This window comes from Lactococcus muris, assembly GCF_042849115.1.
GTDB classification, from domain to species: Bacteria; Bacillota; Bacilli; order Lactobacillales; family Streptococcaceae; genus Lactococcus; species Lactococcus muris.
This window is the reverse complement of the sequence record NZ_BAAFQO010000014.1, coordinates 21,419-47,055: the sequence shown is the minus strand read 5'-3', so window position 1 is coordinate 47,055 and position 25,637 is coordinate 21,419. Positions and strand designations below refer to the sequence as shown.

The 25,637-nt window shown below is 39.4% G+C and carries 23 protein-coding genes and 2 pseudogenes; 21 read left to right on the top strand and 4 right to left on the bottom strand.

Features of this window, described 5'->3' with window-relative positions; translation table 11 throughout:
* The first annotated feature begins 11 nt into the window (after positions 1–11).
* On the top strand, positions 12–1,229 hold the full coding sequence (locus ACGHCK_RS08950) for an MDR family MFS transporter (protein ID WP_251420794.1): 1,218 nt from the start codon (positions 12–14) through the stop codon (positions 1,227–1,229).
* Positions 1,230–1,335: 106 nt separating this feature from the next.
* On the opposite strand, the gene ACGHCK_RS08945 is transcribed toward ACGHCK_RS08950, so the two are convergent.
* Together ACGHCK_RS08945 and ACGHCK_RS08940 are read right to left on the bottom strand one after the other, a co-directional pair.
* A complete protein-coding gene (locus ACGHCK_RS08945) occupies positions 1,336–2,901 on the bottom strand; it encodes an Nramp family divalent metal transporter (RefSeq protein ID WP_251420796.1) in 1,566 nt (521 codons plus the stop codon).
* A gap of 67 nt (positions 2,902–2,968) precedes the next feature.
* Positions 2,969–3,664: a metal-dependent transcriptional regulator gene (locus tag ACGHCK_RS08940; RefSeq protein ID WP_271328133.1), complete on the bottom strand. Its 696-nt coding sequence runs from the start codon at positions 3,662–3,664 to the stop codon at positions 2,969–2,971.
* Between the two features lie 208 nt (positions 3,665–3,872).
* On the opposite strand from ACGHCK_RS08940, the gene ACGHCK_RS08935 reads away from it, so the two are divergent.
* The 12 genes and pseudogenes from ACGHCK_RS08935 to ACGHCK_RS08880 all read left to right on the top strand — a co-directional run bounded on the left by ACGHCK_RS08935 (position 3,873) and on the right by ACGHCK_RS08880 (position 15,509).
* Positions 3,873–4,040: an adenine methyltransferase gene (locus tag ACGHCK_RS08935; protein WP_394304531.1), complete on the top strand. Its 168-nt coding sequence runs from the start codon at positions 3,873–3,875 to the stop codon at positions 4,038–4,040.
* 176 nt (positions 4,041–4,216) lie between these two features.
* Positions 4,217–5,719 (top strand): InlB B-repeat-containing protein, encoded by a 1,503-nt coding sequence (locus tag ACGHCK_RS08930; RefSeq protein WP_202230780.1) that lies wholly within the window; start codon positions 4,217–4,219, stop codon positions 5,717–5,719.
* Positions 5,720–5,981: 262 nt separating this feature from the next.
* Complete coding sequence (locus ACGHCK_RS08925; protein ID WP_202230782.1) at positions 5,982–6,611, top strand: hypothetical protein; 630 nt, start codon at positions 5,982–5,984, stop codon at positions 6,609–6,611.
* A 339-nt stretch (positions 6,612–6,950) separates the two neighbouring features.
* Positions 6,951–7,346 (top strand): transcriptional regulator Spx, encoded by a 396-nt coding sequence (spx, locus tag ACGHCK_RS08920; protein ID WP_202230784.1) that lies wholly within the window; start codon positions 6,951–6,953, stop codon positions 7,344–7,346.
* Between the two features lie 157 nt (positions 7,347–7,503).
* Complete coding sequence (locus ACGHCK_RS08915) at positions 7,504–7,764, top strand: (4Fe-4S)-binding protein (RefSeq protein WP_202230786.1); 261 nt, start codon at positions 7,504–7,506, stop codon at positions 7,762–7,764.
* Positions 7,765–7,779: 15 nt separating this feature from the next.
* Positions 7,780–8,052: a GNAT family N-acetyltransferase gene (locus ACGHCK_RS08910; protein WP_251420800.1), complete on the top strand. Its 273-nt coding sequence runs from the start codon at positions 7,780–7,782 to the stop codon at positions 8,050–8,052.
* Between the two features lie 58 nt (positions 8,053–8,110).
* Positions 8,111–9,436, top strand: a complete 1,326-nt coding sequence (locus tag ACGHCK_RS08905) for a dihydrolipoyl dehydrogenase family protein (protein WP_271328136.1) — start codon at positions 8,111–8,113, stop codon at positions 9,434–9,436.
* Between the two features lie 412 nt (positions 9,437–9,848).
* Positions 9,849–10,052 (top strand): annotated as a pseudogene (locus ACGHCK_RS08900) (ATP-binding cassette domain-containing protein); the annotation flags it as partial.
* 438 nt (positions 10,053–10,490) lie between these two features.
* Entirely contained in the window at positions 10,491–11,576 is a 1,086-nt protein-coding gene (gene rsgA / locus ACGHCK_RS08895; RefSeq protein WP_251420805.1) for a ribosome small subunit-dependent GTPase A, read from the top strand.
* Positions 11,577–11,728: 152 nt separating this feature from the next.
* A complete protein-coding gene (proB, locus tag ACGHCK_RS08890; protein WP_271328137.1) occupies positions 11,729–12,547 on the top strand; it encodes a glutamate 5-kinase in 819 nt (272 codons plus the stop codon).
* Between the two features lie 15 nt (positions 12,548–12,562).
* Complete coding sequence (locus ACGHCK_RS08885; protein WP_202230796.1) at positions 12,563–13,819, top strand: glutamate-5-semialdehyde dehydrogenase; 1,257 nt, start codon at positions 12,563–12,565, stop codon at positions 13,817–13,819.
* Between the two features lie 190 nt (positions 13,820–14,009).
* Positions 14,010–15,509: a flavocytochrome c gene (locus ACGHCK_RS08880; RefSeq protein ID WP_271328138.1), complete on the top strand. Its 1,500-nt coding sequence runs from the start codon at positions 14,010–14,012 to the stop codon at positions 15,507–15,509.
* A 198-nt stretch (positions 15,510–15,707) separates the two neighbouring features.
* On the opposite strand, the pseudogene ACGHCK_RS08875 reads toward ACGHCK_RS08880, so the two are convergent.
* Together ACGHCK_RS08875 and ACGHCK_RS08870 are read right to left on the bottom strand one after the other, a co-directional pair.
* A pseudogene (locus tag ACGHCK_RS08875) lies at positions 15,708–15,941 on the bottom strand (IS3 family transposase); the annotation flags it as partial.
* A 220-nt stretch (positions 15,942–16,161) separates the two neighbouring features.
* Positions 16,162–16,932: a DeoR/GlpR family DNA-binding transcription regulator gene (locus ACGHCK_RS08870; RefSeq protein ID WP_202230800.1), complete on the bottom strand. Its 771-nt coding sequence runs from the start codon at positions 16,930–16,932 to the stop codon at positions 16,162–16,164.
* Between the two features lie 239 nt (positions 16,933–17,171).
* On the opposite strand from ACGHCK_RS08870, the gene ACGHCK_RS08865 reads away from it, so the two are divergent.
* The 8 genes from ACGHCK_RS08865 (at position 17,172) to iolD (ending at position 25,592) form a co-directional block, all read left to right on the top strand.
* Positions 17,172–18,632 (top strand): CoA-acylating methylmalonate-semialdehyde dehydrogenase, encoded by a 1,461-nt coding sequence (locus ACGHCK_RS08865; RefSeq protein WP_251420809.1) that lies wholly within the window; start codon positions 17,172–17,174, stop codon positions 18,630–18,632.
* Positions 18,625–19,446 (top strand): 5-deoxy-glucuronate isomerase, encoded by an 822-nt coding sequence (gene iolB, locus ACGHCK_RS08860; protein WP_251420811.1) that lies wholly within the window; start codon positions 18,625–18,627, stop codon positions 19,444–19,446. Before ACGHCK_RS08865 ends, iolB begins: the two co-directional genes overlap by 8 nt.
* A gap of 11 nt (positions 19,447–19,457) precedes the next feature.
* A complete protein-coding gene (gene iolC, locus ACGHCK_RS08855) occupies positions 19,458–20,417 on the top strand; it encodes a 5-dehydro-2-deoxygluconokinase (protein ID WP_251420813.1) in 960 nt (319 codons plus the stop codon).
* Positions 20,418–20,634: 217 nt separating this feature from the next.
* Positions 20,635–21,516 carry a myo-inosose-2 dehydratase gene (gene iolE / locus ACGHCK_RS08850; RefSeq protein ID WP_251420815.1) on the top strand — a complete coding sequence of 294 codons (882 nt, stop codon included), beginning with the start codon at positions 20,635–20,637 and terminating at the stop codon, positions 21,514–21,516.
* A gap of 144 nt (positions 21,517–21,660) precedes the next feature.
* Positions 21,661–22,062: a sodium:solute symporter family transporter gene (locus ACGHCK_RS08845; RefSeq protein WP_394304529.1), complete on the top strand. Its 402-nt coding sequence runs from the start codon at positions 21,661–21,663 to the stop codon at positions 22,060–22,062.
* Positions 21,972–23,204: a solute:sodium symporter family transporter gene (locus ACGHCK_RS08840; RefSeq protein WP_271328139.1), complete on the top strand. Its 1,233-nt coding sequence runs from the start codon at positions 21,972–21,974 to the stop codon at positions 23,202–23,204. Before ACGHCK_RS08845 ends, ACGHCK_RS08840 begins: the two co-directional genes overlap by 91 nt.
* A gap of 137 nt (positions 23,205–23,341) precedes the next feature.
* Entirely contained in the window at positions 23,342–23,683 is a 342-nt protein-coding gene (locus tag ACGHCK_RS08835) for a PTS sugar transporter subunit IIB (RefSeq protein WP_251420819.1), read from the top strand.
* Entirely contained in the window at positions 23,676–25,592 is a 1,917-nt protein-coding gene (iolD, locus tag ACGHCK_RS08830) for a 3D-(3,5/4)-trihydroxycyclohexane-1,2-dione acylhydrolase (decyclizing) (RefSeq protein WP_251420822.1), read from the top strand. The genes ACGHCK_RS08835 and iolD overlap by 8 nt, the downstream gene beginning before the upstream one ends.
* Positions 25,593–25,637 lie beyond the last annotated feature (45 nt).

The window sequence follows — 25,637 nt, the reverse complement described above, 5'->3', positions numbered from 1 at the left end:
AAAAGGAAAATATGAAAGAATTTTGGAAACTTCATCCGGCGATAAGGATTCGTCTGCTGATGAATTTTTTAGGGACCCTCTGCTTTAGCACAGTGGGGGGCTCAATGACTATTTATTACAATAAGTATATGGGGGCAGGAGTTACAGGTTTACTCCTTATCATAAGTTCCATTGTAGTTTTTTTAGTGGGACTTTATGCTGGACATTTGACGGATATGAAAGGAAGACGTCCAGTGATGTTATTCGCGACAGCACTTACAGCAGTAGGAGCAGCCCTAGCTACTTTTTCTAACTCTAGTTTTTATTTTAATCCCTGGCTCACCTTTCTTGGATTTTTAATTGAGAATTTTGGCTTTGGTTTTTTTAACACAGCAAGCCAAGCTATGATTGTTGACTTAACGACCAGTGAAAATCGAAGAACAGTTTATAGTATCCAATACTGGGTGATTAATTTTGCAATCATGATAGGTTCTGGTCTTTCTGCATGGTTCTTTAGAGACTATCTGGTTTGGCTTTTACTCGCTATCACTGTTGAAGAAATTTTGAGCTTTATCGTAATCTTTTTTTGGATTGAGGAATCTTTTGATTCGCAACAACAAAGTAAGACGAAAACACCCAATATTATTCAAGCATATTTTTTTGTAGCAAAAGACCATATTTTTATGTACTACCTTTTTGCTTCGGTCTTTATTTCGATGATATTTAATCAAGTTGATTATTACTTACCCGTACATCTTAGCGATAGTTTTTTGTCCACAAGAATTTTTGGAGTAGAAATTTATGGCCAAAGAATGTTGACCATGTTTCTTTTGATTAATACATTGATCATCATTCTTTTCATGGGGAGGATAAATCATTTAACGAGAAACTGGTCACGCCGTACAGGTATAGGATTAGGTATTCTTATACAGGGACTGGGATTTATTATTGCCTTTTTGGGAGATAACCTGATCTGGGAAGTTGTTGCCGCAGTAGTGGTAACTCTAGGTGAAATGATTCTTATACCATTTTCTCAGTCTTTAAGGGCAGATCTTATGGAAGGAGAGCATGTCGGAACATATACAGGAGCATTTTCTGTGACTCAACCTGTAGCCGCGGTTCTTTCAGGCCTGCTGGTATCTCTGTCAGCAATTTATGGAAATATAGGGATGTCTCTTTTTATGATTGTCATAACACTGTTGGGGATTCTTCCTGCATTACGCGCTATCCGCATGCATGAAGCGCTATAGTTATCTCAAATTAAAAATAAAAAAATGGAATCGCTCCTTAACCGTGCGGTTCCATTTTTATAGTTTTTGTGTAGGTTAGACTCCTTAGTGAGTAACCAAGCTTCCCTCACTTGTTCTTAAAATCAGACAGTTTCTGATGAAGAAGGGTGAGTTTTCTGTTGCCTCTATAAAGTTCAACTACAGTCCAAATTAATAAACTTAGAACTAAAATAATCAGGAGGATGGCTGTAGTGTCTGCAAGATAAGCTAGATTTTTAGGAAAGAGACTTTCAATTTGATCGGGTAAACCGATAAGGTTGAGGTAGGTCAGTGCAAGAACAGAAAGCCAACCAAAAAGCTGGACAATCCAATTGTTTTTAAACTTGCCCATCTCATTTTTACTGTTTGTCAACATCAAAAGAGGAATGATTGAAAAAGGGAGAGCAAAAGCCAGAAAGACTTGAGAGTCATTCATCAAGTTATTAATAGCTTCATGCTGCTCCTTTAAACTATAGCCTCGTGTCATTGTGACACAGATGAGAACAGGGATGACTGAAAGAAGTCGTGTAACGAGTCGGCGCGCCCACATCGGCATTCGCATATGAATGAAGCCTTCCATTATGATCTGTCCCGTCAATGTCCCTGTAATGGTCGAATTTTGGCCAGAAGCCAAGAGTGCCACGGCAAATAGAGTGGAGAGTGCACCTGTTTTAGCTACGTCAGCAAGTACACCATTGCTTAAAAGAGAGGGGGTGGAAAGCGCATCATAAAGCCCAAAAAACGATGGATCATCAATGACACCTGTTTTAAAAACAGCTACCCCCATAATCAGCAGGAGTGCATTAACGACAAAGGCCATGGTAAGTTGGATATTAGAATCCCAAGTAGAGAATCTTACAGCTCTGGCGATATCCTTTTCATCACTGTGATTGATTTTTCGACTTTGTGAAATAGAAGAATGAAGATAAAGATTATGGGGCATCACAGTTGCTCCGATAATACCCAGTGCCCCTGTTAAAGGCGTCATTCCAGCGACTGAAGGCGAAGTTGCAAAGGTCTGTGTGCTGGGGATGAATCCTTCCACGAGTGCCTTCCAGTCAGGGTTAGAGAGGGCAACCTGATAAGTAAAGATAAATAAAATAACGAGAATAAGACAGACCACAAGAGCTTCGATTTTTCTAAAGCCGACTTTTGTCAAAAGCAACAAAAGAAAAACATCAAATACTGTGATGAATACTGCCAGTATCAGCGGAATGTCAAAAAGTAAGTAAAGAGCAATAGCGGCTCCAATAACTTCCGCAATATCAGTTGCCATAATCGCTAGCTCTGTCAGAACCCATAGAATGATTCCTAGGACTTTACTGGTACGTGCACGAATAGCTTGTGCAAGATCCATCTGACTAACAATTCCAAGCTTGGCTGACATATACTGAAGAAGCATAGCAATCAAGCTTGACATTAGAATAACCGAGATTAACAAATATTGGAAGTTTTGTCCCCCTGTAATCGAAGTGGACCAGTTCCCCGGATCCATATAACCCACGGCGACTAAAGCTCCCGGACCGGAATAAGCAAGGAGTGTCCTGAAAAATTTACCATCTTTAGGTACCTTTACCGTTCCGTTAATCTCTTGAAGTGACTTGCCATTTGTATGATAAATCAACTTATGAGGCTGATTTTTAAGATTGTTCATATTTTCCTTTCTAAGCTGAGAGAAGCTCAGCCTTATTTTTTATATAGGAGTGAAAACAGGGGGATTTCTAGAGGGACTCATTTTTTAAAGAAGAAGCTACACGTCCTGTTCTTTGCATTAATAGTATATTTTCTTGTAAAAATTGCGGAATCACAGATATTTGACCGCTGTCTTCTTTTAAGATAATTGAACCGTCTTGGAGACGTTCAAGGATACGAATAAAATGCGGAATCTTTATCTTAAGTTTGTGAAAGAAAGCTTTAGCATCTGAGTCTAATGTGGTGATGTAGTAACTCTTGTCTTCCTCAGCGTGAGATAAGGGAATTTCCACTTCATCCTTTTTCCAAAAAAGCTCGGAAGGAATAGTTGAGCCGTGAGGGTCCGTTATCGGGTAATCCAGCAGAGCATAGAGATATTCCACAAGCTTAGGAGAAGAAGCATGTTCTAGATTTTCTGCTTCTTCATGAACCTCCTCAGTAGAGTAGCCCAAGCGTTCAACTAAAAAGGTTTCCCAGACTCGATGACTTTTAATAATGAAACGAGCCTGAGTATGGCCTTGTTCGGACAAATTAACCCCATGATAAGGCTCATAAAGTACAAGTCCCTTTTTAGATAATCTTTTAATCATCTCCGTTGCACTAGGAGCTGCAACGGACAATTTTTTTGCAATTAACTGAATGCTTACGACAGGCTCCTCGCTTGAACCTTCTAATGTATAAATGGCTTTTAGATAATCCTGTTCATTTTTTGTTAATTTTAACACCTAGTTTCTCCTCACGTATGTCATAACAAAAACATTATAGCACTCCTTATTTATTTTTCAATAATATAAGGTCAGCCTAATCAGAAGGTTTATCAGCTATTAAAGCTAAGAAGGAAGGGGGACCTCCTTCCTCACATCCCATATCCACTCTTTTTTACGATATCGTTTGGAAATTGGTAAGAAAAAGATTACAATGTCATTATATAATATGTATATTGTATTACTTTATGTACACGAAATACTTGACGAGGAAAAAGCCATGCTCTATAATCAGACAGCACAGCACAGCACAGCACAGCACAGCACAGCACAGCACAGCACAGCACAGCACAGCACAGCACAGCACAGCACAGCACAGCACATAAACACGCGGTAAATTTCCGTTCTTTTCTGCATGCTCCCAAGCGCTCTGGATGAAGGGCGCTTTTTCAGTTCTGTTATTTTTCCCCTAAGTGGGGTAAAGCGAGTTGGTAAAATTCAAACCAACATAAATTAAAAAGGGAGATAAAAATGAAAAAAATAGTACATAAGTCAAATACCGCAACTGTATTTTTGCTAAGCACAATATTGCTTGGGCAAGTGAGCACCGTTAGTGCTGACATCAAGATTCCAGACGTATCAGTATCCCAAAAACTAAGTACTAACCAGTGGCTGACTACCTTAAATTTAAATAATGCTTCAATTCGGAGTGTTGATGATGCGCATGGTGGCACTTATGAAATTGCTCCTGATGGTATGAGTGGTGGATTCTCTAATACTAATACCCGATTGATTTTACAAGATATAAATCCTAATCCAGGCCGTCAACACTTATACGCCTGGGAAAGTAGCACTGGGACAATCCCGCAAAGGTCAGGGTCTTTTTTTAGGTTTACAGTTAATCAAAACGCAACTTTGACTGCAATTCATAAAAATAATCCAACTTATCGTGTTGGAGGCAGTACGCGAATAGAAGTTGGTCAGGCCTGGACTCCTAGTGATTTGAATATTACAGGTGTTGACGCAAATGGAAATCCGCTCACTCAAGCAGATTTTGAAGTTGATACTAGTCAGGTTGATGTAAATGTTGCTGGTAATTATCGTATTAACGTTACTATTAATAGTGGAGCTTATATGCGATTCATTTGGGCTTTTAATTTCACTGTGGTTCCAATGGGTCCAGGCAATGAATTACCTGATGTTCATACCGTTCGTTTTGACACGGGTGGTACCTCAGTCATTCCTGAACGATATGTTGGCAACAACTCAACAGTGAGTCGTCCTGATGATCCAGTGCTTGAACATTCTGATTTTGTTGATTGGTACACAGATGAGACATTTACGCAGCCCTTTGATTTTAACACGCTGATTACTTCTGATTTAACGCTATATGCGAGATTCAGACTGACTCCAGATAATATTTTACCTACGATGTATACGGTCAACTTTGATGGTAGAGGTGGATCAATAATTGGTAATCAACTCGTTGCAGCAGGTAGTACCTTAACACGACCAGAAGATCCTACTCGAGACAATCATCAGTTTGCAGGTTGGTACACGGATGAACATTTAACAGAAGAATTTGATTTCAATACGCCAGTAACTTCTCACATGACCCTATTTGCACGGTGGACAGCAAATGCTGATAACGTCTTGCCAACCATGCATACAGTGAATTTTGATAGTAGGGGTGGTTCAGTTATTGGCAGTCGATTTGTAGCCGATGGAAAAACAGTATCACAGCCAGAAAATCCAATACGGGCAAACTATCAGTTTGCGGGCTGGTATACGGATGAAAATTTGAACGAAGCTTTTGATTTTAGTACTCCAATAATGGAGAATACTACACTTTATGCACGCTGGATAAGGGATACAGATGATAAAAACGATGGTAGTGTAGACATTGTTGGACCAGATGCAGGGCAGAATATTAGTGCAGATGAAGAAACAGCAGAAGATATGACAGCACCGAGTCGGCAAGAACATTTGCCAAAAACTGGAGATAGTGAGAATATTTTTTCTGTTATTGGTCTTGGAAGTGTAGCCCTAGCAATTTTCCTTAAGCGGCAAAGATGAGTTTTTAAGGAGTTCCCTGAAGCGGCAAATAAATTGAAGTGGCGTCATCACAAAGAAATGCCACTCTACATTTGATGACATTTTTTTGTGAATGGACTGAATAGGGTTTTATTCCTTTTCTAATTCAAGAGAACTTTTTAAAGTTTTAATTTCTCCCCTCATCATTCACCAGAAATCCTCTCTTAAAAATAGCACAACTAATAAAACTTACTAAAATAGCTCAATCTAGAGCAAGAAAAAATATTTTGGTATAATAAAAGACATGACTTATCAAGTAAAAATAATTTATCCCAAAGAAGAAGCTCTAGAGAGCAACAAGTTAACAGAACGTACTTTCAATGAGTACATAGATGACCTTGAAACAGAAGAAGTTATAGGGCAGTATGAGCAACTCCTGACAAAAGGTTATTCTATCTCTGTAAACTTCACACCGCCTCAGGTTGATAAAAAAGGCGAAGAACAGGATCCTTTTAAAATTGCGGAAAGCTTTGAGCTTGCGGGAATACCTTATAAGGCAACTTTGAAACTGAAAGCCTCAGGAAGCTATGAGGAAATGGTGAAAATTGCTAAAATGATTGAGCAACAAGGCTATGATTACAGCATTACGGTTAAACTCCAAATCAACGAAAATTCTCCTGTTGATTTTGAGAAAGAAAGTTCTTGGTTTGATTCTGAATATGCAAAATACACAGTCTTGCCAAAAGCAAGCAGCCAAGATATCGCGGACCTTCGCTCACTCTATGATGTGCTCTCTGAAGAACGTTATAAGGTAAGTATCAATCTCAAAGCAAAGGTTAAAAAAGACGATGATGATAGTTTTGCTACTCAACTTGCCGCATATCCCTCAGAAACTCTGGTAACTTTTAAATTGACAGATGCGTCGTATGTGTAAGTGAGAAAAATCAAGAGCTAAAGCTCACACTTTACATAAATAAAAATATGTAAAGTGTGAGCTTTTAATAAACAAATTCCTGAAGAAGAGAGAAGAAAAACAGAAAAGGAACATTCACCTGTTCCTTTTTTGATAGAATAAAGAAATCTTTTTGTCTTTAGTTTGTCGTTTAGATACTGTTAATTTAACAAAAATTTATTATTTTTCTATTGCTATTTTGAAAAAAAGGAGGTATTATATAATTATGTTTACATCCGTAAACATAAAAGGGGTGGATTTTGCTGGTTATAAAAGTTTCTGAATCTGCCTCCCAACTAGAATTTGAAATGGAGAAGAAAGATGATTAAATTTTACTACACTCCCTCATGCACAAGTTGCCGAAAAGCAAAAGTTTGGTTGGAAAAGCATAACTTGGCATACACAGAGCACAATTTATTCGCCCAACCATTGACAGATGAAGAAATTGCTGACTTGTTAAGTAAAACAGAGAATGGTACTGAAGATCTTATTACAACACGTTCGCAAGCTTTTAAAAGCTTGAAAGTCAATGTTGACGAGATGACAGTTAAAGAATGGACAAAATTTATTTCACAACATCCTGAACTCCTTCGTCGTCCTCTCTTGGTAAAAGGCGAAAAACTTCAAGCTGGCTTCAATGAGGAGCAATTGCGCAGTTTCTTTTCTAGAGAATATCGCCAAATTGAATTACAGGAAACAAAGAAAGCTGTAGCTTAGACAGTTCTGTTACACAAAAACTTGGATAAAGAGTGGAAGTGACGGCTGTTCTGGGTAACTTTACCCTTTTTTCAACTTTCATAGTATAATGGATGTATACAACAAAATGTAAAGGCTTTCTCCGGAGAGTTGATGTTAAGAACAGGAAGGAGTTCCTATGGAGAATTTCAAAATAAACGGTCAAGAAGCGACTGTTGAGAACTTGACAGAAGCAGGCTATCGCCGCTACCGTGGTGAAGAAATGGACATCTATTATAATGCCAACATCTGTGAACATGTGGGAGAATGTGTCCGAGGCAATCCAGCAGTTTGGGAGGTGGGGCGAAAACCCTGGATACTGCCTGACAATGGTGAAAAGCTGGATAATCAGCGCATCATCAATCGTTGTCCGTCTGGTGCACTAAAATATATCAAATAGAAAAAGGAGAAATCCATGAAGACTGTTGAGGAAGAAAACGAAATCATCTTGTACAATGATGAGAATGAACGCATCGGTGAAATGACCTTGATGAAAATGGGAAACAGTATCGTTGTAACGCACACAGGTGTAACAATTGAATACCGTGGCAAAGGTCTAGCCAAACTGTTGCTAGAGGCGGGAATAGAAAAAGCTCGTAAAGAAAATCTTAAGCTCCAAGCAACATGTCCTTATGCCGCTAAATATTTTAGAGTACATAAAGACGAGTTACAGGATGTTTTAAAATAAAGCAAGATAAGTCAAAACAGTAACGTTTTGACTTTTTTCCTATAGGGAGGAATTTACAGTGAAAAAATACGACTATATTGTTATCGGTGCAGGGCCAGGAGGAAATGCTTTTGCTTATGAGATGAAAGCACAGGGCGCTTCTGTTTTATTGGTGGAGAAGGATAAATGGGGCGGAACCTGTCCTAACTATGGCTGTGATCCTACAAAAATAATGATGGCTCTAGTTGAAGCCAAACAAAGAGCAGAAAATCTTTTTTCTGCTGGACTTCATGGGAATTTGCATATTGATTGGAAGAAGATGTTAGCACAGAAAAATGCTTACAGCAATGCTGTTCCCTCACGCACGCGAAAAGGATTAGAGAGTGCAGGCATTGATTTAGTTTTTGGTGCTGCTCATTTTACAAAGTCTGGCGCCGTTTTGGTTGGAGAGGAGAAGTATATTGCTGGCAAGTATGTTATTGCAACTGGGGCACGTCCACGCGCATTGGATATTGAAGGAAGTGAATATTTATTGACCTCCAACGACTTTCTGGACTTGGAAGAATTGCCTCAACGTGTGATTTTTCTAGGAGCTGGCTATGTTTCGCTTGAATTAGCTCAAATCGCGAATGCAGCAGGTGCTAAAGTTTCAGTTTTAACACACGGTCGTCAAGTTCTTCCAAACTTTGATGAAGAATTTTCTGACAGCTATATTAAGCAGTTACAAAAGGAAGGCATTTCTTTTATCGATAGCTTTTCCGCCCAAAAAGTCCAAAAAACAGGAAAAAAGTTTCATATTTGGGCGGAAGACGGTCGTGAATTTACAGCAGATATCATTATATCAGCAGTTGGTCGTGTAGCGAATGTTGAAGAACTGAACCTAGAAAATGTTGGCATTGAGGTGAGCGCAAAGGGCATTCCTGTTAATGGATTTTTACAAACGGTAAATCCTAACATCTATGCTTTAGGAGACGTTTTAGACAAGAAGATACCAAAATTAACCCCAGTTTCTGGTTTTGAAGCGAGATACTTGGCTCGTCATTTATCGCCTGAAAGTCAAAATAAGGAAGAAATTCAGTATCCTGCCTTGCCTACAGTTATCTTTGGCTCAAGCAAATTAGCGAAGATTGGACAAACGCAAGTTATTGACAGCGAAACTGAGCGAAGATTGGACATGACAGAATGGTATACCTATAAACGTATCGCCGATCCTCTTTCAAAAATAAAAATTATCGTGAACCAAAAAAATGAAATTTTAGGCGCTACGGTTTTGTCTACTGTAGCTGATGAGCTTGTCAATATCCTTAATTTTTGCATCAATCAGTCCATCAATTTAGAGGAATTTCAAAAAAGGATTATGGCTTATCCCACAATTGCGAGTGACTTGTTTTACTTGTATAAATAGAAACATATTTATAGTCTATGATTCTATCTCCTACATATCTTAATTAATCTAACAATTCCTGAATTCCACTTGATTTCTTATTGGAAAACGGTTACAATAGATGTATAATATACAATAACACCTCCACATTCTAATCTAGCAAAAAAGTGCAGCTTAAAAAAGTTGCACTTTTTTGTTTACTTATGTTTACTTATCTGAAAGAAATAAACGGATTAGGGGACAGAATGTCTTCTAATATCTTGTAATGTCCGTTGTGCTGTGCTATCATAATGGAAAAACTGATAGCGCTTACTCTCTGGGTTACTTCCTGATGAAAAAAGGAGGACTTTTCCCTGTCCGTCTATCAGTGGTGAGGCCTATTTAATGACACGAGCCTTGTATCTGACTTTGGTGGAAAATATTGGGAGGTATTATGATTGAAGCAATAGCTTTGAAAAAGCAATTTGACAGTGGAGTTATTGCTCTTAAGTCTGTTGATTTCTACATAGAAAAAGGAGATTTAGTTTGTCTTCTGGGACCTTCTGGTTGTGGCAAGTCTACGGTTTTAAATTTAATTGCAGGTCTGTTAGCACCATCAGCTGGAGACATAAAGTTTCTTGATAAATCTGTTCTCAAAATTTTTCAGATTCTGTTTTTATCCAAGCTATAAAAAATACACTTGTATTTGGCATTACTGTGGTACCTGCTGCGCTCTTACTTTCTCTTTTGATTTCATGGATTATTTTTGAAAAAGTTAAGCACAAAGCTATACCTAAAACAGTTTTTTCATGCCTTATGTTACCTCAACACTTGCTATTGAAATGGTATTTCAGCATATATTTAATAAAGATTTTGGCAGCCTAAACTTTCATGCTTTATAAGAGGAAATAATGCTGGAGAACTCGTTAGAAAAGTGAATAGGTAAAAAGTAACACTCAAATGTGATATACTGGAGATAGACGAAAGGAGCAGAGCATGCGAGTAAATAAGGAAATTGTAAAACATGGGGAGGCACTAGACCTAGTCTGAACCATGTTGCCTCCCAATAAGTGATAAAGACTTTTTGGAGGAAAAAATGAATAAAACGTATATCTTAAATCATCTGGGTTTTAAAGAGGACTTTAAACAACAGGCTAAGGCACACCCTGACTTATATCCCGGCCGCATCATTGAGCAAGCTAGAGATAAGTACAGAGTGGTGACTCACTCAGGGGAAACAATCGCTGAAGTCTCAGGAAAGTTTCGCTACGAAGCTTTGGAGGCTGCCGATTTTCCTGCTGTTGGCGACTTTGTGCTGCTTGACAGGGCTACAGAAGATACTGGAACAGCTCAGATTCAGCAATGTTTAACGCGGCAGTCAGCACTTATCAGAAAGGCATCTGGCACGGCTCATGAGCGACAAATTCTTGCAGCCAATGTCGACAAGGTTTTCATCTGCATGTCGCTCAATGAGGACTTTAATTTGCGAAGGGCGGAGCGCTATCTTGCTTTAGTGTGGGATTCGGGAGCTGTTCCCACATTTGTCTTGACGAAGACGGATATTGCACAGGATTTGGAAAAAAAGCTAGAAGACTTACAGCAAATCAGTTTGGGTGTTGACGTCTTAATGACCACGGCATATGATGATGACGGTTATCTTTCCTTGCGAGAATATATCAAACAGGACGAAACCGTTGTTCTGATTGGTTCTTCTGGTGTAGGTAAATCAACGTTAATTAATGGTTTACTTACTGAACAGAACTTAAAAACAGATGGTTTACGTAATGACGGAAAAGGCAGACATACCACTACACAGCGTAAATTATTTAAGCTCCCTTCTGGTGGCATGATTATTGATACTCCAGGGCTTAGGGAAGTTGGTCTTGATCAAGCTAATTTTAGTGAAACTTTTTCTGATATTCTTGAATTATCATCCTGCTGTAAATTTTCAGATTGTTCACATGAAAATGAACCAGGCTGCGCTGTTCAAGAAGCAATTGAACAAGGGCAATTTTCACAAGAACGCTTCTCAAATTATCAAAAATTAATAAAAGAAGTAGATTATGATGGTATGAACGCCAAGGAGATTGAAAGAAGAAAGCTTAATGCCATGTTTAAAGAAGTGGGTGGTATGAAAAATGCACGCAAGTTCTTGAAAAAGAAGGATAAGCGCGTGTACTAAATTTGTCCAAAATAAGTAAGTGCTTAAAAAGTCGAGTCTGTATTTTCTCGGCTTTTTACTATAAAGCAAAATGGAACATCATATAATAAAAATTAAAAGGATAAGGCATCTATAAGTGTATTTGTCACTAGATATTGGTATAATTAATAATTATGGCAAGAAAAAATATTTTGAAAGCTCAACGAATAGTAGTTAAGATTGGTACAAGTTCGCTCATGTTGCCTAATGGAAGAATAAATTTATCAAACATCGATGAACTTGCATTTGTACTATCGGATCTTAATAACAACGGATACGAAGTGATTTTGGTAACTTCTGGTGCGATTGGTGTGGGATTAAATATACTTGATAGAGAGGAACGTCCAAAAGAAATTGCTCAGCAGCAGGCACTTGCAAGTATTGGGCAAGTTGAACTCATGAGCCTTTATACACAAATGTTTCGTCGTTACTCGCAGAAAGTTTCCCAGCTGCTTTTGACACGGGATGTGACAGACTTCCCTCTAAGCTCGGATAATGCAAAAAATGCCCTGAATGCGCTACTTTCACTTGGCATTATCCCTATCATCAATGAGAATGATGCAATTGCAGTCGATGAAATGGATCATCAAACAAAGTTTGGAGATAATGACAAGCTCAGTGCTATCGTTTCTAAGCTTGTGGGGGCTGATTTATTGATTATGCTCTCAGATATTGATGGGCTTTTTGATAAAAATCCAAATATTTATGATGATGCAAAAATTTTTAAGGAAGTTCATGAAATTACGGATGAGTTGCAGAGGATAGCTGGAGGAGCCGGCAGCCGTTTTGGAACCGGTGGAATGGCCTCAAAATTAGCAGCTGCACAGATTTTGTTTGAAAATAATCAAGAAATGGTTTTAACCAACGGTAAGCGTATTCGAGAAATCCAGAAAATTGTTAATGGGGATGAAATAGGAACTTATTTCCATAAAAATATCGAGAAAGAAGGATAGAGAGGGAGAGAAATTATGATTGAAGAGCTTGGAGCAAAAGTTAAGGCTGCGAGCAAAGAAGTGGCCCAGCTATCTGCTACAGATAAAAATAGCTTTTTATGCCAGTTAGCAGAGAGTCTGATACAAAACACAGAGCGGATAATCCAGGAAAATGATAGAGATGTTGCCAAAGCTAAGGAACATGGAATTTCTGAAATTATGGTAGACCGCTTACGTTTGACAGCGCAACGGATAGCTGATATGGCTGTCGGTTTACGACAAGTCGCTGACTTACCGGATCCTATTGGCCAAGTCTTGCAAGGTTTTACAAATCTTGATGGTCTTAAAATCCTTCAAAAGAGAGTCCCTCTTGGTACAGTTGGGATGATTTTTGAGAGCCGACCTAATGTGACAATTGATGCTTTTTCCTTGTGTTTCAAAACGGGGAACAGTGTTTTATTACGAGGCGGTTCTGATGCTCTTTTTTCAAATATAGTTTTAGTAGAAATTATTAAGGAAAATCTACGAGCGCAAGGAATCACTGACAGTGCGGTAGAACTTTTATCGGATACGAGCCATGAGGAAGCTGAGAAAATGATGCAAGCCGATCAATTTTTAGATGTACTTATCCCGCGTGGTTCGGCTCGACTCATTAATAGAGTGAAAGAAAAGTCAAAAGTTCCTGTGATTGAGACTGGTGTGGGAAACTGTACCGTTTTTGTAGACGAATCTGCAGACTTAGAAATGGCAAGCCAAATCGTGATTAATGCCAAAACACAGCGTCCAAGTGTTTGTAATGCTGCTGAAAGTTTAGTTGTACATGCAAAAGTTGCAGCAGAGTTTTTACCAAAACTGTGCGAAGACCTAAAAAAGGTACATCCTGTTGAGTTCCGAGCTGATGAAGCTGCTTTAAAAATCTTCCAAGCGCAAGAGAACTGCCCAGCTATAGCAGCAACTACAGAAGATTTTGGAACAGAATACTTGGATTACATTATGTCTGTCAAAACAGTGAATAGTCTGGACGAAGCCATTGAACATATCAATCGTTATTCAAGCCGGCATTCGGAGAGCATCGTAACTCGTGATTATTTTAATGCTCAAAAGTTTCAAGATGAAATTGATGCAGCAGCAGTCTACGTGAATGCTTCGACACGCTTTACTGATGGTTTTGTATTTGGTTTAGGCGCAGAGATCGGTATCTCCACGCAGAAGCTCCATGCCAGAGGTCCAATGGGATTGGAAGCTTTAACTTCTACAAAATATTTGATTGAAGGTACTGGACAAACACGTTAATATTGTTAACATAGTAAAAGGAAAAACACAGCTGTGTATTTTCAGATAATCATACAAAAAGATACCCATGTTTCTCGAACATGATGTATCTTTTTTATAACCTCGTAACATATTTTCACAAACTTGACGTGCTAAAAAATTGATGATACAATTTTATAATGCATGCGAAAAAACAATACAAGGAGGAATTATGAAAATTTGGAAACTAGGTTTAGTCGCTATGCTAGGGTTGTCTTTGGCAGCTTGTGGGAATACTACTCAAAATAAGAGTACGTCTTCAAGTTCATCAGAAAAGACAGATGCTAAAGCTGGTGCAAGTAAAACCATGACCTATGCTGATCCATCAAGTTTGGAAAAAAGCTATGATGTCATCATTATCGGTGCCGGAGGTGCTGGGATGACTGCAGCTATTGAGGCTAAAGATGCGGGAATGAAACCTGTTATTCTTGAAAAGATGCCTGTTGCTGGCGGGAACACATCAAAGGCCTCTGCTGGGTTAAATGCTTCTGAAACATCTGTAGAAAAAGCGCAAGGTATCGAAGACTCTAACGATAAGTTTTATGAGGAAACCTTAAAAGGTGGCGGAGGAACAAATGATAAAGAGCTTCTACGCTACTTCGTTGATCACTCTGCTGGAGCAGTGGATTGGCTCGCACAAAACGGAATCGTGCTGGATAACCTGACAACGACTGGAGGGATGAGTGTTTCTAGAACACACCGTCCACATGATGGATCAGCTGTTGGGGCATATCTGGTTAAAGGATTAGAAGAAAATATTTCTAAACGCGATATTCCAGTATTTGTGAACAGTGATGTTACCAAAATAACTGAAAAAGACGGCAAAGTGTCAGGGGTTGAAGTTAAGATTGACGGAAAAACTCAGAAAGTAGCTTCTAAAGCAGTAGTGGTTACTACAGGAGGATTTGGTGCAAATGAAAAAATGATTGCTAAATACCGTCCTGACTTAAAAGACTATGTTACAACAAATGCTGCTGGTTCTACAGGTGACGGTATTGAAATGATTACTGCTCTTGGAGGTGCTCTGGTAGACATGGACAAGATTCAAATCCACCCAACTGTTTTCCAAAAGACAGGCTATCTTGTATCAGAGTCAATTCGTGGAGAAGGAGCCATTCTTGTTAACCAAGCCGGCAAAAGATTCGTTAACGAAATGGATACACGTGATAAAGTATCTGCAGCAGAACTGAAACAGGAAGGCAAGTATGCTTACGCTGTTTTTGGTGAAGGCACAAAAGATAAAGTAAAAGCTGTAAATCAATATATCTCTAAGAAAATGGTTGTGGAAGCAGATAGCGTTGATGCCCTTGCCAAAAAACTTGATATGGATCCAAAGGAGCTGACTGCTACAGCTGATAAATGGAATAAAGCAGTAGCTGAAAAGAAAGATAGCGAGTTTGGACGTACAACGGGTATGACAACAGGTATATCTGGAAAAGTGTATGCTATAAAAGTTGCACCTGGTATTCACCATACAATGGCCGGCGTAAAAATTACTACAAAGGCACAAGTGCTTAAAAAAGATGGTCAGCCAATTGATGGTTTGTATGCGGCAGGAGAGCTTACAGGAGGCTTACATGGTGGAAACCGTATTGGTGGAAATGCAGTAGCAGATATCATCATTTTTGGACGCCAAGCAGGTCAACAAGCCGCAAGTTATGCTAAAGGTTAATCACAGAAAAAATTAGAAAATTTTTGAGTAAATAAGTCATGTTGTTCGATATTTCAAGGACAACATGACTTTTATTTTTGAGCTCTTTTCTTAATTTCAAACTACAAATAGTTTCGGAAAAACAAAAAACTGAGGGTTTGTACTGCACCCCAAAAGTTAGACAGAGGATGTCGTGCACCCATAAATTTGGACCGATGCTCAAGCAAAATTATTGCTTGGGCTTTTTGTTATTGTATCATTTTTTAAACGGTACTCGATTGGAGATAACCATCCTAATTTTTTCTTCACTCTTTTTGTATTGTAATAGTGTATCCATTGTTTGATGGTTTGCTTAAGTTCATCATAAGAATTAAAAGTGTGTCCATAATAGATTTCTTGTTTAAGAAGCCCAAAGAAATTCTCCATAACTGAATTATCATGACAATTTCCTTCGCAATTTCCGGTGGAGCTATTAACAATGCTTCAAAAAATACATGGCTGTATTCAGGAAATTCCTTGTAAAAACGGTACTTTTTTCCATGTAATCTGCTAGACTTGGAACTTCACCCGTTTCTCCCCCGATTTTAAACAGAGTCTCTCAGGCTCATCTTCATATTATAATTTCATATAAGAAAACACCTCATCGCTAGACAAGTGCTAACTTTGAGGTGTTTTATAGCTCAGGAAAGAGGACTTGAATATCATGCGATTCAAAGAAATCTTGAAATTCTTGAGCTTGAACTTCTAAACGATCAGTGACGATGGTGTTAATTTCCTTAAGATCAGCATAAGTCATTAAAGCCATATGCCCAAATTTAGTATGATCGGCCAATAAAATAATCTGCTGCGATGCTTTGCAAATATCTGACTTCATAATCTGTTCTTGAGCATCAGAATTAGTTAGTCCAGCCGTTAAAGATATCCCAGTGGCTGCCATGAAAGCCTTATTAATATTGATTCTTGGTAAATTTAAACCTGATGTCGCATCTACAAATGAGCGGGTTGAATGTTTAAACTTAGATCCTACAACTAAGAGCTTGACTTTAGGTCTGTTTGCTGCTGCATTGATAACATCCAGATTATTCGTCAAGATTGTAACTTCAAGATCTTGCGGTAAATAAGGCAGCATTTGTACTGTTGTAGTCCCTGAATCAATGTAGATGATATCTCCTGGTTCAACCAAGGCTGCTGCTGTTTTGCCAATTTTAACTTTAGCCAGCTGTTCGGTGAACTCACGTTGTTCAAAATGGACAAGTTCCTGAGTTTTTCTGACTGCTTTGACACCACCATATACTTTTTCAACCTTGCCGTGTGCGACTAATTCATTAATATCACGCCGCAAAGTATTAAGGGAAACGTTGAAGTGATCTTGCAGCTGTTTGAAAGAAACATTTCCCTTTTCTAAGACTAATTGTTCAATTTGATTTAACCGTTCTACTTTCATATTTATAACAAGCCTATCTAAGCTCTATACTCCCCCTATCATCTATCTCTTTTTCTCATTATAACATAAAAAGGTGAAATTAATAAGATATTTTAATAGAAAAACGCCAAAAGTTAATCAAAAAATATTCAATATATAACCAAAAAGTCTTGACAAAGTATTTTCCATAAGGTAAAATGATGTCAGAAAAAAGAAAGGGTTTACAATTTTAAAATAGTTAAACCATAGTCGGAGGGAAAATGGCAAGAGTAAAAAATTTTGTTGGTGGGCGATGGTTGGAGTCAACTGCGACGTTCCATGAGCCTGTTTATAACCCAGCTACAGAGGAAATCTTAGCTGAAGTCCCACATTCAACCCAATCAGAATTAGAGGCAGCGGTAGACATAGCTGAGGAATCTTTTAAATCATGGGCACAAGTAGATGTCTTAAAAAGGGCAAGAATTATGTTTACATTCCATGAACTGCTTATCCGTGATAAAAAAATCTTAGCTGAACTGATTACCAAGGAAAACGGTAAAGCGCTAGCAGAAGCTTTAGGTGAGGTTCAGCGTGGAATCGAGAGTGTTGAATTTGCAGCTGCAGCACCATCGCTGATGATGGGAGAGACCTTGAGTGCTGTTGCCACAGACGTTGAAGCTATTAATTATAAGTATCCGATTGGAGTAGTGGGAGGGATAGCCCCCTTCAACTTTCCCATGATGGTTCCTTGCTGGATGTTTCCACTAGCTATCGTGCTGGGCAACACCTTTGTTCTCAAACCTTCTGAAAAAACACCCCTTTTGGCTGCACATTTAGCAACTCTTCTCCAAGAAGCAGGCTTGCCTGATGGTGTCTTCAATATCGTGAATGGTGCACACGATGTAGTCAATGGACTCTTGGAGCACAGAGCTGTCAAAGCTATTTCCTTTGTGGGATCGCAAAAGGTTGGTGAATATGTCTATAAAACAGGAACAGCGAATCTTAAACGGGTCCAAGCTCTGACAGGAGCAAAAAATCACACCTTGATTTTGAAAGATGCCAATATAGAAAATGCTATAAAAAATGTGATTACAGCAGCTTTTGGATCAGCAGGCGAGCGCTGTATGGCAGCTGCTGTGATTGGTGTTGAAGAAGAAATTTATGATGAATTTATAGACAAGCTAGTCAGAGCTGCACAAAATATTAAAATCGGAAACGGTATGGATAAAGATACTTTCCTCGGTCCACTTATTCGTAAGGAAAGTCGGATGCGAACTGTCAACTACATTAACAAAGGGGTAGAAGAAGGAGCGGTACTTAGACTGGATGGCCGTGAACAGCACTTTGATAAAGGGTACTTTATAGCTCCAACAATTTTTGAAAATGTGACTCAAGATATGATGATCTGGAAAGATGAAATCTTTGCACCAGTTCTATCTGTAAACAAGATTAAAGGACTCAGAGAGGGAATTGAACTGGCCAACTCTCACACTCTGGCTAATGGTGCATGTCTTTATACCAACAACGCAAGTGCTATTCGTTACTTCCGTGAAAATATTGATGCAGGAATGCTTGGTATTAATCTTGGCGTTCCTGCTCCTGTCTCATTCTTTGCTTTTTCTGGTTGGAAGGATAGTTTTTACGGTGACTTACACGCTAACGGCAAGGATGCGATAGAGTTCTATACCCATCGTAAGGTTGTCACCGCTCGTTTCCCAAAAGAGGATATCTCGCATGGTTAATTTAAAAAACAAAAAAATTGGCTTTCAAATCAACGATAAAGTTGAGCTCCTTCATTATATTTCTAGAGAAAATAGTCACTTTGACTATATTGAAGTGCAAGTTTTCCGCATGGCTGTGAGTGGTACTTATAGCCTTCCTCTCGTAGACAAGGAAGCTGTAGTTATCGCCATAACTGGACAATACACTGTTTCAGATGGAACCGAAAAGTTTGAAAATATGGGGACACGCTGTTCTGTATTTGAAAAAATTCCTACAGACAGTGTTTATATTCCCAACGGAAAAACAATCAGCATTACAGCAACAAAGCCGGGCAAAGTTATGATTGCGATGTCACCCACTAAAGACACAAGACGAAAAACTTGTTTTGTGCCCGCAAGAGCCAATTCAGCTGAAGAACGTGGTAAATACAATAACCAGAGACATGTACAGAATATCCTAGATGATCAGAGTCCTATATCTGAAAAACTGCTCTTGGTTGAAGTCTACACGCCTCAGGCCAATTGGTCTTCCTACCCGCCTCATCGTCACGATAGGGAGAACCTGCCACACGAAACGTATCTTGAGGAAGCTTATTATCATGAAGTTAAAGAAGATAAGGGTTTTGCCTTCCAGCGCGTCTATACGGATGACCATCTGATTGATGAAACTATGACGGTTTATAACGAGGAGATGGTACAAGTTCCTCGTGGTTATCACCCTGTAGCTGTGCCTGATGGCTATGAGTCCTATTACTTGAATGTTATGGCTGGACCTCATAAACTCTGGAAGTTTCACAATGCTCCTGACCATGAGTGGATTGCTAAACGCGACTAAAAGGAAAAGATATGAAAAAGAAATTTGATATTATCGCTGTTGGACGTGCAGCAATTGATTTAAATGCCGTTGAACTTCATCAACCGATGGAGAAAACAAAAAACTTTAAAAAATACGTGGGTGGTTCTCCTGCAAATATCGTCATCGGTGCGAGAAAAATGGGACTTAAAACGGGCTTTATCGGCAAGCTTTCGGATGATCAACATGGTCGTTTTATCATGAACTATTTGGAAGAGAAAGATGTGGATACAAGAGGCGTTGTGATTGACAAGGAAGGACACAAGTCGGGTCTTGCATTTACTGAAATTCTAAGCCCTTCCGAATCCAATATCCTCATGTATCGGCAAGATGTGGCAGATTTGTATTTGAGCCCGGAAGAAATTTTTGAGGATTATATCAAGCAGACCCATTATCTTTTAATTTCTGGAACGGCTCTTGCACAAAGTCCTTCTCGCGAGGCGGCTTTAAAAGCACTTTTGCTGGCTCGAAAAAATGAGATTCCCGTTATCATGGAGTTAGATTACAGAGAATACACATGGTATTCTCGTGAAGAAACCGCTATTTACTATCAACTTGTCGCCCAACAATCAGACATTTTGATTGGTACTCGTGATGAGTTTGACGTGTTAGAAAACAAACAAGGAGGAGAAAATCAAGCTACTGTGAGTGAGCTCTTCAAATACCGCCCAGAGTTGATAGTGATAAAGCATGGCGTTGAAGGCTCATTTGCCTATGAAAAAAACGGTAATATTATCAAAGGTAAAGCGTACAAGGCAAAAGTGATGAAGACTTTTGGAGCTGGTGATTCTTATGCAGCGGCCTTTATCACGGCTCTCCGAAAAGGGGAGAGCATAAAAACTGCCCTTAAATATGGTGCAGCCGCAGCGGCCATTGTGGTCAGTAAGCATTCTTCCTCTGAAGCTATGCCTACGCTTGAGGAGATTAAAGCATTGATTGCTGCACAAGACTAATTTAGCCTATTTTTACCGTAAAACTTATTGACTTACTTTTAACCCAATCACATTGAATATCTGAAAAGGGAGTGAAAAAGAGGCTGCTGTCAAGTGAATTCATCTTTTGTTTTCATGATTTCTTGCCGGTTTCAGTAGTTTTGCAAAAACCTTTATTTCTGACTTTTCATCACTTTCAAGCAGATAGGCATAGCTTTTAAAAGGAGGAGGATTCTCAATGACTATCAATCTCGGCATCTGTCCCATTGGTTGGACAAATGATGACCTGCCTGAATTAGGCGCAGAAAATACTTTCCAACAGGCCCTTTCGGAAATGGCCCTGGCAGGCTTTACAGGAACAGAAATAGGAAATAAATATCCTAAAAACCCAGTTGAGCTACATTCTCACTTAGAACCTCGAGGCATGTCTATTGCTTCTGGTTGGTTTTCAGCTTTTTTGACTACCAAACCTTTTGAAGAAACAGCAAAGGCTTTCAAACTTAAACTCGATTTCTTACATGCCATGGGTTCGAAAGTTATCGTCGTTTCAGAACAGGGGCATTCTATTCAATGCTTGGACAGGCCCATATATGATGAGAAGCCGACTTTTTCGGAAGAAGAATGGCACCTCTTGACGACTGGACTAGAAAAATTAGGGAACATGGCTCATGAGAAAGAGATGGAAATTGTCTTCCATCATCATATGGGCACCTGTATCCAAACGACTGCAGAAATCGAGCGCCTCATGGAAGAAACTCAACCAGATAAAGTGTCGCTTTTGTTTGACACAGGTCATCTGGTTTTCTCAGGTGAAGATCCACTTTATATCTACAATAAATACGCCAATCGAATTAAGCATATTCACTTTAAAGACATACGAGAAGAACGGATGAATAACGTAAAGTCAGAGCACTCCTCTTTTCTTCAGGGTGTTAAAGCGGGTGTCTTTACAGTGCCTGGCGATGGTATGATTGACTTTGAACCTATTTGGCATGCGATCCACACAAGCGATTATCAAGGTTGGATTATGGTTGAGGCTGAGCAAGACCCTACCCAAGCCAATCCATTCCTTTATGCCAAAATGGCCCGTGAATACATGAATCAAATTACTGGTCTTTAGGAATTTCCGTGTCTGTAAAGACAAGAGACAGCAGAGTTTTCCGTTTTAAGGAAAAAGTTAAGGCAAATGATTTTAAAAAGAACAGTAACATAAGCGAAGCATTTTAAGTTATGCTTTCAAAAATCATTAAGTAAGGAGTTTTAAATGAATGTAGCTTGGACAGTTGGCAGCTTCATTGTGATTGTGGCGGCCATCTGGATTTATTCTTATCGAAAGTCCAGAAAAGAAGTCAATATCAAAACCTCGGAAGGCTATTTTATGGGTGGGCGCTCGTTGGGAGCTGTCAATGTGGCCGGTGCGATTATCCTAACCAATCTTTCTACGGATCAGTTGGTCGGGCTGAATGGTCAGTCTTACGTGACGGGGATGCAAGTTATGGCTTGGGAGGTTACTTCGGCCATTGCCATTGTAGCTCTGGGTTTGATTTTTCTACCGCCAAGCGTACCATTTCTGGAATGTTTATTTTCACCTATGTGGCTTCATTTTTGCCGGTACTTTTGTACTCTGGAGCCCTTGTATTTAATGAAATCTTCCACGTGGATTTGATGTTTGGTGTACCAACCATTGTTGCGGTTGTCGCCATCTGCATTATCGTTGGTCTTGTCGCCATTGCCTATCTCTTGATGGGTGGCTTAGCTTTGACTGCCCACTCTGATACAATTTATTCTGTCGGTTTTTTGATAGGAGGCTTGGCAGTACCGATTTTGGGTCTCATGTTCGTGGGGGAGGGCTCTTTCCTAAGAGGGATTGAATTTATTGTTTACGATACTCCTTTTAATGGTCTTCTGAATTCAATCGGCGCTATTGACTCGCAACATGTCCCTTGGCCGACACTGTTTACAGGCATGTTATTTAACAACTTATACTTCTGGTGTACCAACCAGATGATTGTTCAGAAAGCTTTCGCAGCAAAATCACTTAAAGAGGCACAAAAAGGGACAATGATTTTGGGAGTTTATAAAATATTCGGTGCGCTTTTCTTGGTTTTTCCTGGAGTTATCGCGCGTCATATGTTCGGCAATCAATTTCTCTCGCATCCAGATTCTTCTTATCCACACATGTTGGTGGAACTCTTACCCAAAGCTCTCTTTGGTGTTTATGGAGCTATCCTTCTAGGTTCAGTCCTCTCCTCCTTTGCCGGTGCCCTGAATTCACTTGTCACTTTGGCTTCATTGGATTTTTACAAAGGGGTCTTCAATAAAAAAGCAACAGATGCCCAAGTGGCACGCAGTGGTAAAGTCACAACAGTTGTGGCTGGAGTTCTTTGCATCTTGGTAGCGCCATTTATTACTTATGCTCCAGATGGTCTCTATACCTTCATTCAGAAATTCAACGGCATTTATAATATCCCATTGTTGATTCTCATCCTCTTTGCTTTCTGGTCTAAGCATGCCACTGCTTACACAGCCAAAATTGTCTTTGCTGTACACGTTATCATGTACGGAATTGCAACGTTTTTCTTCTCACAAATTAATTTCCTCTATATTCTCTCACTCCTTTTCTTTGTAGAAGCTTTCTTGATGTGGGTCCTTCCTAAAGTTAAAGGCGAAGGTGAATTTATCTTGGACAGCTTCAGCTCTGCCAAAGTGGATATGGAAGCGTGGAAACATGGCAAGTGGGTTGGCGCTTTGGTCATTGGTGTTGTCCTTATTACTTATGCCTTTTTCTCACCTTGGGGTATTGGATAAAAACTAGCCTTGGAACAAAATTGCCATTCCATCAGTAAGATGTGCGTTTTTCCAAAAAACTGATGAAAATCATCAGACTTTTAGATAAGCGGACATCTGCGAAAAATAGCATAACAAAATGCATAAGGAAAGAGTTTATGAATAAATCATTATTAGTTATCTGTGAAACGGGAATTACTGCTAGTTCCCTCCTTTACAAGCTTGCCCAAGAAATTGAAAGTGAAAAATTAAATGTTGATATCGACTATGCAGCACTGCCATCATTGGAGGAAAAATTGTCGAAAAAGGAATATGATATCTTACTTTTTACACCGCAAGTTCATCGTTATAAAGAAACAATTGGGAAACTGATTCAGAAATACGCTAAACATACGCAAGTCAAAACGATTTCTGACCAGGATTTCCAATACATGAATGTCCCTCATATCTTGCATGAGGCAGTTAAAAATGAAGACAGGAGTCTTTTTCAAAATGAGTAAAACCATCCGATTAACGACCGCGCAAGCTTTGGTCAAGTTTCTCAATCAACAGTATATCTCCATTGACGGTAAGGAAGAACCCTTTGTTGAAGGTCTCTTTCATATTTATGGTCACGGGATTGTTTTGGGGCTAGGTGAAGCCATGGAACAAAACCCTGGACATCTTAAGTCTTATAGCGGTAAAAATGAGCAAGGTATGGCTCTTGCAGCAATTGCTTTTGCAAAACAGAAGCTCCGGCGTAAGATTTATGCTGTTTCTGCCTCGTCAGGTCCCGGTTCTGCCAATATGATTACTGCAGCAGCTACAGCTTATGCCAACAATTTACCCGTTCTTTTATTGCCAGCAGACGTTTGGTCAACAAGACAGCCAGATCCTGTCTTACAGCAATTCGAAAACCCTTTATCTATCGGCATTACGACCAATGATGCTTTCAAACCAGTCTCAAAATACTGGGATAAAATAGAACGACCAGAGCAGCTGATGAGCGCCTTGATTCGAGGTTTTGAGGTTCTGACTTCTTGGGATAATGCAGGCCCTGTAACGATCAGCTTGCCTCAAGATGTAGAAGGGATGGCTTATGACTATCCCATCACTTTCTTTGATAAGCGCGTCCACTATCTGGATCGTCGCCCTGCTGTTGAGCGTGAGCTAGAAGAAGCAGTGCGCTTGATTCAAGCAGCACAAAAGCCTGTTATTATCGTAGGTGGCGGAGCAAAATATTCTGGAGCACAGGAAGTTCTTAAAGTTATGGCTGATGATTACCATATTCCCTTGGTCATGACTCATGCCGGTCAGTCTACACTGAAGTCAGATTACAGGTATAATTTGGGAGGAACGGGTGTTTTGGGGACGTCAGCCGCTAATAAAGCCGTTATGCAGGCAGACCTGATCATTGGTGTAGGTACTCATTACTCCGACTTTTTGACAGCCTCAAAAACCATTTATGACTTTGCTAGAGCTAAATTTATTAACATTAATGTCAATCGTTATCAAGCCTACAAATTTGATGCGTTTCAGATTGTCGCCGATGCTAAAACAGCCTTGACACAGCTACATGTTTTGCTCGCGGGTTATGAAACAGCATGGGGCGATGACATTTTCAAGTGGAAATATGAGTGGCAGCTTGAACGAGAGCGCTTAGGAAAATTGCATTTTACCAAGACTTTCTTTGAACCAGAAATAGCTGGGCACTTTTCACATGATTATCTAAAAAAATACAGTGAAATTTTGGGAACAGCGCTCACCCAGACAGAAGTCTTCTTGACTATTAATGACTTTGTTGATGATAAGGCTACTATCGTAACCGCAGCAGGTTCTTTACCAGCGGAATTTCAGAGACTTTGGTGGTCCAAGAGTGAAAATACAAATCACTTAGAATATGGTTACTCAACAATGGGTTACGAAATTGCGGGGAGCTTAGGGGTTAAGCTGGCAAATCCCGAAGCTGAAAGCTATGCACTCGTGGGAGATGGTTCCTTTCTCATGCTTCACAGCGAATTGGTAACAGCTTTACAGTATGACAAAAAAATCAATATCCTGCTTTTTGATAATGGTGGTTTTGGCTCGATTAATAACCTGCAAATGGAGCATGGTTTGATTTCGCAAGGAACAGAACGACTCACGCATGACAATCAAATTATGAACATCGATTATGCTGCAGTTGCGGCAGGATATGGGGCAAAAACCTATCGGATTCGTACCCTAGAAGAACTTAAAACGGCACTTGAAGACAGCAAGGAACAACGATTTTCCACCTTATTTGACATCAAGGTTCTGCCAAAGACCATGTCAAGCGACAATGTGGGTTCATGGTGGAATGTAGGGTATTCAGAGTGCTCCAATAATCTTCAAGCTCAAAAAATATCGGACCAAAGGGCTAAAGAAAGAAAAAAAGCTCGCCCTTACTAGTTGTACAAGCAAGTAGTTCTACAAAAAAGAAAGAGAATTTATCCA